Genomic DNA, 6,597 nt, shown 5'->3' with positions numbered 1-6,597 from the left:
GGCGGGACGGGCTGTGCGGCGTTGGGCCTACGGCGAGACGGCTTATTGTGCGCAAAATCCCTTTGTTCACATTCCCGTATTCGAATATCAAGCCGATTTGGTGTGGCTGGCCGTGCCAAGCAACTGGAGTCACCGTGAGCCACTTCTATCTGAGTCACGTGCGCACCGTCGACGAGGAGTGGGTGGCGTCGTTCTTTCACGACCTCTGCCGGGTCGTCGCTGAGCGCACCGGGCGTTCTCCGGAGACCGTGGGGGTCCGCGGCACACCGCAGTCGCCGGACGTCTCGGTGGATCTGCTCGGCCGCTCCACGGTGCTGGTCGTCCTGCACTCGCCGCGCTACTTCAGCCAGTCCTACTGCCGGGCCGAACTGTCCTACTTCCAGCGGCGGCTCAACATGCAGCGCTCCCGGACCGGCCGTAGTGCCAACGCGATCGTCCCGGTCATGTGGGAGCCCGACTTCGCGCACTCGCTGGACTCCGTGATCCCCTATCCGCCCCTGGGCGTGCGGTCGGAGGCCTACCGGCATGACGGCCTCCTGCACCTGCTGCGGCTGAAGGCGCGCTACCGGGCTGCCTACGAAGAGGTGGTGAAGGCCGTCGCCGACCGTATCGTCGCGGCCGCGGAGGCACTGCCCGAAGTGCACGGATTCGACGCGACCGGCAGCCACTCCCCCCTCGGCGCGCCCTCGCCCGCAGGCAGCCAGGCGGTCAGTTTCGTCGTGGCGTCCAGCGCTCGGAAGGACGTGCCCGACGAACGGCGCTCCCACCAGTACTACGGCAAAACGGCCCTGGACTGGTCGCCGTACGCGCCTGGGGAGCACGAGGCCCTGATCTCCCTGGTGAAGAACACCGCGACCGCACTGGACTTCACCGCGACCGTGCTGCCTCTGGACGAGGAGACCGTCGACCGGATCAGCCGGGAGGAAGACCCCGAGCAACTCGTCGTGCTTCTCGTGGACGCGTGGGTGGCGATGCGGCGCGAGAAACACCGACTGCTTGCTGCCGTCGACGAACGGAACCCCGAGGCGACCACGGCACTTGAACCGCGCGCCCGCGACGACACCGAGTCGGCCGAACAGACCGTCACCCTCGACGAACTCCTGAACCGCACGCTGCCCCTGATGCGCGGACGGCACAGCGAGTACGAACGCTGGGGGCTGCCGGACGCGGAGAGTTTCACCTCCTCCTTGCGCAAGGTGCTCATCCGCCTCCAGAACGAGGCGCTCAAGTCCATGGAAGCCGTCCGGTCACCGGCGACGCCGGCCGACGGTCTTCATACGTTTCCCCTGCTCGGAAGGTACTCGTCATGACGTTCGACCCGGGTGACGCCGGCACCCGCGAGTCCGGCAAGGTCGTCACGTTCTACTCCTTCAAGGGTGGCACCGGCCGCACGATGGCCCTGGCGAACGTGGCCTGGATCCTCGCCAGCAACGGGAAACGCGTCCTGGCCATGGACTGGGACCTGGAGGCACCGGGCCTGCACCGCTACTTCGCCCCCTTCCTCGGCGACCCGGAACTCCACTCCACCCCTGGCGTCATCGACCTGATCCGGGAGTTCGACCTGGCCCGCCCCCGGCCGGCGGGCGGCGACTACAGCCGGCAGGCTCGGGTGGAGCGCTTCGCGTCCGCGCTCACATGGAACTTCGACAGCGGCGGCTACGTCCTGTTCGTCTCCCCGGGGCGCAAGACCCCCGAGTACAGCGAGAAGATCAACACCTACGACTGGCAGGGCTTCTATGAACAGCGCGACGGCGCCGCCTTCCTGCACGCGCTGCGCGAGGACATGCGCGGCAACTACGACTACGCCCTGATCGACAGCCGTACGGGCTGGAGCGACACCTCGGGCATCACCACCGTGATCATGCCGGACATCCTGGTCAACTGCTTCACCCTGAACACCCAGTCGGTGGACGGCAGCGCCAGTGTGGCCGCCGACGTACGGCGGGCCGCCCCGCACGTGAGGATCTTCCCCGTGCCCATGCGGGTGGAGGACGCCGAGCAGGAGAAGCTGGCCATCAGCCGGGGCCATGCGCGTCAGCGCTTCCAGGAGTTCCTGAAGGACACGCCCCGCGCGGCCGATCCGGACGGCTACTGGGGGTCGGTGGAGATTCCCTACAAGCCGTTCTACGCCTACGAGGAGGTGCTGGCGACCGTCGCGGACACACCCCGCCAGCCCGCTTCCCTGCTGGGCGCGTACGAACGGCTCACCTCGGTGATCACGGACGGGCAGGTCACGACCCTGCGGCCGGTCGACGAACCGGTGCGCAGGCAACTGCTCGCCCGTTTCCAGCGGGTCCCGGTGCCCGGCGGCCGCCTGGTGCCCCGGGTGCGGATCGACTACGCGCTGCGGGACGGCGCCTGGGCCGAGTGGCTCGAGGCCCAGCTCCAGGCCGCGGGGATCGCCGTGGCGCTGCGCGGCAGCAGCCCGTCCGTGCAGCTGTCCGGCGGACCCGAGGACGGCGCGGACGTGGTCATCGCACTGCTCTCACCCGACTTCGCCACCACGCCGGTTGCCGACGAGGTGCGCGCCCTGGTGTCCGCGCCGGAAGGGCCCCGGATCCTCGGCCTGCGCACCCGGGAGCACCAACCGGAGCAACTGCTGCGCGGACTTCCCGGATTCACTCTGGTGGACGCGTCGGCGGAACAGGTTCTCGGCAAGGTCTTCGCCCTGCTCGAACTCGAAGGGCTGGCCTCCACCGCCCTCACCGGGACCATCGCCTATCCGGGCCTGGCCCCCAGGATTTTCAACGTGCCCCGCCGCAACAACTCCTTCACCGGCCGGGACGTCCACCTGGACCGCCTGCGGACCGACCTGAGCGCCGAGTCGCTGCGCCCGGACACGCCCGTGGGCAAAGTCTTTCTCTACGGCCTCGGCGGGATCGGCAAGACTCAGATCGCGCAGGAGTACGTCCACCGTTACGGTTCCCAGTACGACCTGGTCCACTGGATCCCGGCGGAACAGCCCAACCGGATCCCGCAGCTCCTCGCGGACCTCGGCCTTGAGCTGGGAATTCCGGGCGACACGGTCGACGAACGCGCACAGGCGACCATGACGGCGCTGAAGAACGGCGATCATGGACGCTGGTTGTTGGTCTTCGACAACCTCACCGAGAACCCGGACGCGGACAGCGCGCCCGGGAACAGGGACGAGGGAGACACGACGGTGGAGCGGTACCTTCCAGCCGAGGGGCCAGGACACGTCATCCTCACCGCCCGGCGTTCTCCGCACGAGGAGAACGACAACGCCATGGAGGTCGAGTCCTTCAACAGGTCCGAGAGCATCGCCCTGCTGCGCCGCAGGGTGGACGGCCTCTCGGTGGAGGACGCCGACCGGATCGCCGACACGCTCGGGGACTTCCCGATGGCGATGGAACTCGCGGCGGCCTGGCTGCGGCAGACGGCCATGCCCCTGGACACCTACCTCGAACAGGTCAACAGCCGGGTCAGCTCCGTGCTCAGCGGGGCCGGCGGGTCCGGGTACAGCCAGCAGGAGTCCCTCCTGGCGGTCTGGCGCCTGACCGTGGACCGGCTCGGCAGCGAACGGCCCGCGGCGGTCAGGCTCCTCGAGCTCTGCGCCTTCTTGTCCCCCGAGCCGATCGCGCACTCCCTCCTCTACATCGATGCCATGCGCAACCGCCTCGCCGAGGAGACCGGGGACGAGTCGGTGCTCGACCCCATGGTGATGGGGTACCTGATCCGTGACCTCGGGCGGTACTCGCTGGCCACCGTGGACCAGCAGAGCGGCTCCATCCAGGTGCACCGGCTGGTCCAGGCCGCGGTGCGCGAATGGCTGGGAGAGGATCGCGAACGCCGTGAACGGACCCAGCGCCAGGCCCAACTGGTGCTGGCGGGAGCCCTGCCCTCGGCGGCCTTTCCCGAGGACAGCGCGACCGTCCGGCAGCGGTTCGCGGAACTGCTGCCCCATCTGGAGCCTTCCGAAGCGCTCTTCAACACCGATGCCAGGGTCTGCGAGTGGGTCATCCGCCAGGTCCGCAACCAGTGGCGTATCGGCGACCACCGGGCCGCCGCCGTGCTCGGTCAGAAGGCACTCGACGTCTGGACCGAGTCCCTGGGCGCGGACCACCACCTCCGGCTGCGACTGGCCGCCCAGGTCGCCAACCCGCTGCGCTCCCTGGGGCGCTACCACGAGGCGCACGCGCTGGACGCCGACACGCTCCAGCGGCAGCGCGAGCAACTGGGCGAGGACGACGGCTACACCCTGGTGACGGCCCGCAACTACGGCGCCGACCTGCGTGGCCTCGGCCGCTACCAGGAGGCGTACGACGAGGATCGCAGGACGTACGACCTCTATGTGAACAGCCCGCACTTCGGCGTGGACCACGAGGAGACCCTCCGGTCGGCGAACAGCCTCAGCGTCTCGCTCCGTCTCGCGGGCAGCCCCGGTGACGCCCTGGACCGGGCGACGGAGGCGTACCAGAGGTGCCGGCAGTCCCTGGGCCTGCAACACCGCCTCACCTGGATCGTGGCCAACGGCGTGGCGCTGGACCGGCGCGACACCGGCGACTACCAGGGCTCCCGCGATCTGCTCTTCGAGATCCGCAAGCGCTTCGTCGGACTTCTCAGTGAGGTCTCCGACGACGTGCTGCGCACCGACGCGTCGCTCGCGGTGACCCAGCGCCGCCTCGGCAACTACGCCGAGGCGGAGGCGCTGACGCGGTCCACCCTGAACGTGTACCGGCAGCGCTACGGCGAGAACCACCCCGACACCATGTCGTGCACGGCCAACCTCGCCTGCGATCTGCTCGCCCTGTCGCTGTCGGATCCGACCCGGGCGACGGAGGCTGTGTATCTCGGGAAGCAGAACTTCGCCCGCTACCGCGAACGACTCGGAGCCGAGCATCCTTTCACCCTGGCGGCGGCGACCAACCTGGTAGCCATTCTCAGGAACCGGGGAGAGACCGAGCAGGCGATGGAACTCGCCGACGAGACGCTTCCGCTCCTTGTCGCACGACTGGGCCCCACTCACCCCGGCACCGTGGCATGCCGCGCCAACCGAGCCGGTGTTCTGTCCGCGCTGAACCGGCACGCCGAGGCCCTGGCCGAGGACGAGGTCGCCCGCGAGGCCTATCGGGAGCTCTACCGCAACCACCACCCGCGGGTGCTGTGCGCGGAGTACAACGTCGCCCTGGACCGCTGCCTGCTGGGCGATGACGACGCCCAGCAGATCCTGCACGCGGCGATGGCCGCCGCGGAGCGGGAGTTCGGGCCCGACCATCCCACGGTCCGCGTGATGCGCGACCGCAAGCGCATCGACTTCGACCTGGAAATGCCCCCCACCTGACCCGGCCACCACGCACCCGCACCACCCGACCGCCCCCGGAGTCACACCCGGGGGCGGTCGTGTCAGTGGGTCGACGTCGTGCCGTACCGCCGTACGAACCGGCGGACCGTCCGGTTCATCTCCTCCTCGCGCCAGGTCGGCAGCCCCTCCAGGCAGGTGTGGGTGCCCGTCGTGCCGAGGAGGGTGCCGTCGACCACGAAGAGGAACAGCAGGCCCTCCGGATACGCCGTGTCGAGTGCTCTGACCAGGTCGGTGTCCGGGGGATGGGGGACGATCACGACCACCGGGCCGAAGTCGTGCTCGTGCTCGCGCAGGGTCTCCTCGTCGTGGATGTCGAACTCCTCCAGGAGTTCCTCACCGATGCGTTCGACCAGGTCGGTCAGCACGCCGGTGCCCGCCGTGAGCGGGACGACGAAGTGGTCCCAGGGCAGCGGCTGTTCGCTGGCCCGGTGGATGTAGCGGCGGGCCGTGTCCGTGGAGAGGGCGGGCAGCACCGCGACCCTGGGGGAGCCCGCGTCCAGCACCCCGCGCATCCGCGCCGCCTCGTCCACCGGCACCCGGGCATGCGTCACGCTCAGCTGCACGAGCTCCCGTGAGGCGTCCGGGCCGGGCAGCGGCAGCAGTTCGGTGAGGGCCGCGCGCAGCGGGTCGGAGACGGCCTCGCTCGGGCGTTCCGTCAGCAGGCCCGAGGCGAGCCGGTGCCGCATCAGCGGGGACAGGGTCTCCAGCGGTACCCCCAGGGTCGCACCGGCCCGGCCCAGGCTCTCCGCATCCACCTCCCGCAGATGGTGGACCACCCGGTGATGGACCTTGGCCCCGCCCGACTCGGCGCGCATCAGGTCCAGTTGGGGGCGTATGTCATGCCGCACGGCCTCGATGTCGTCCTTGCCCGGCCACTCCACCATCTGCCGCCGGTGCGGACTGAGCGAGCCGAGGCCGCTCCTCTCCAGTGCGTCCAGGGTGACTTCGGGCAGCATCAGCAGGATCACCGGGAAGCCGTCGTGCCGGTTGCGGAGTTCCGCCATGGCCAGTTCGTTCTGCACGTGCTCGGACCGCAGGGCGTGGCTCGACACGATCAGGAGCATGCCGTGGGCGCTGCCCATGCCGTCGGAGATGGCCGCCATCCAGTCCTGTCCCGGCACCAGGGACTCCCGGTCCACGACGACCGGCTCGCAGCCCTCCTGGTGCAGCAGTTCCTCCATGGCACGGCGGGCCGGCCAGCAGTTGCAGGGACAGCCCAGGGGCTCGCTGCGACTGAGGAAGACGTGGGGGCCGGGCATGGGACTCCTTGTGAG

3 protein-coding genes are annotated in these 6,597 nt (G+C 69.7%); 2 read left to right on the top strand and 1 reads right to left on the bottom strand.

The window, feature by feature from the left end; all coding sequences use genetic code 11:
• The first annotated feature begins 134 nt into the window (after nucleotides 1–134).
• Both fsxC and fxsT read left to right on the top strand, forming a co-directional pair.
• Nucleotides 135–1,310 carry an FxsC protein gene (fsxC, locus tag EHS43_RS33525; protein WP_185806526.1) on the top strand — a complete coding sequence of 392 codons (1,176 nt, stop codon included), beginning with the start codon at nucleotides 135–137 and terminating at the stop codon, nucleotides 1,308–1,310.
• Nucleotides 1,307–5,302 (top strand): FxSxx-COOH system tetratricopeptide repeat protein, encoded by a 3,996-nt coding sequence (gene fxsT, locus EHS43_RS33520; protein WP_125194420.1) that lies wholly within the window; start codon nucleotides 1,307–1,309, stop codon nucleotides 5,300–5,302. Before fsxC ends, fxsT begins: the two co-directional genes overlap by 4 nt.
• A 62-nt stretch (nucleotides 5,303–5,364) precedes the next feature.
• Here the strand turns inward: fxsT and EHS43_RS33515 are convergent, their stop codons facing one another.
• Entirely contained in the window at nucleotides 5,365–6,582 is a 1,218-nt protein-coding gene (locus EHS43_RS33515) for a toll/interleukin-1 receptor domain-containing protein (protein WP_125194419.1), read from the bottom strand.
• Nucleotides 6,583–6,597: the final 15 nt, after the last annotated feature.

Source organism: Streptomyces sp. RP5T (assembly GCF_003933965.1).
Classification (GTDB): domain Bacteria; phylum Actinomycetota; class Actinomycetes; order Streptomycetales; family Streptomycetaceae; genus Streptomyces.
This window is presented reverse-complemented; position numbering and strand designations above follow the sequence as displayed.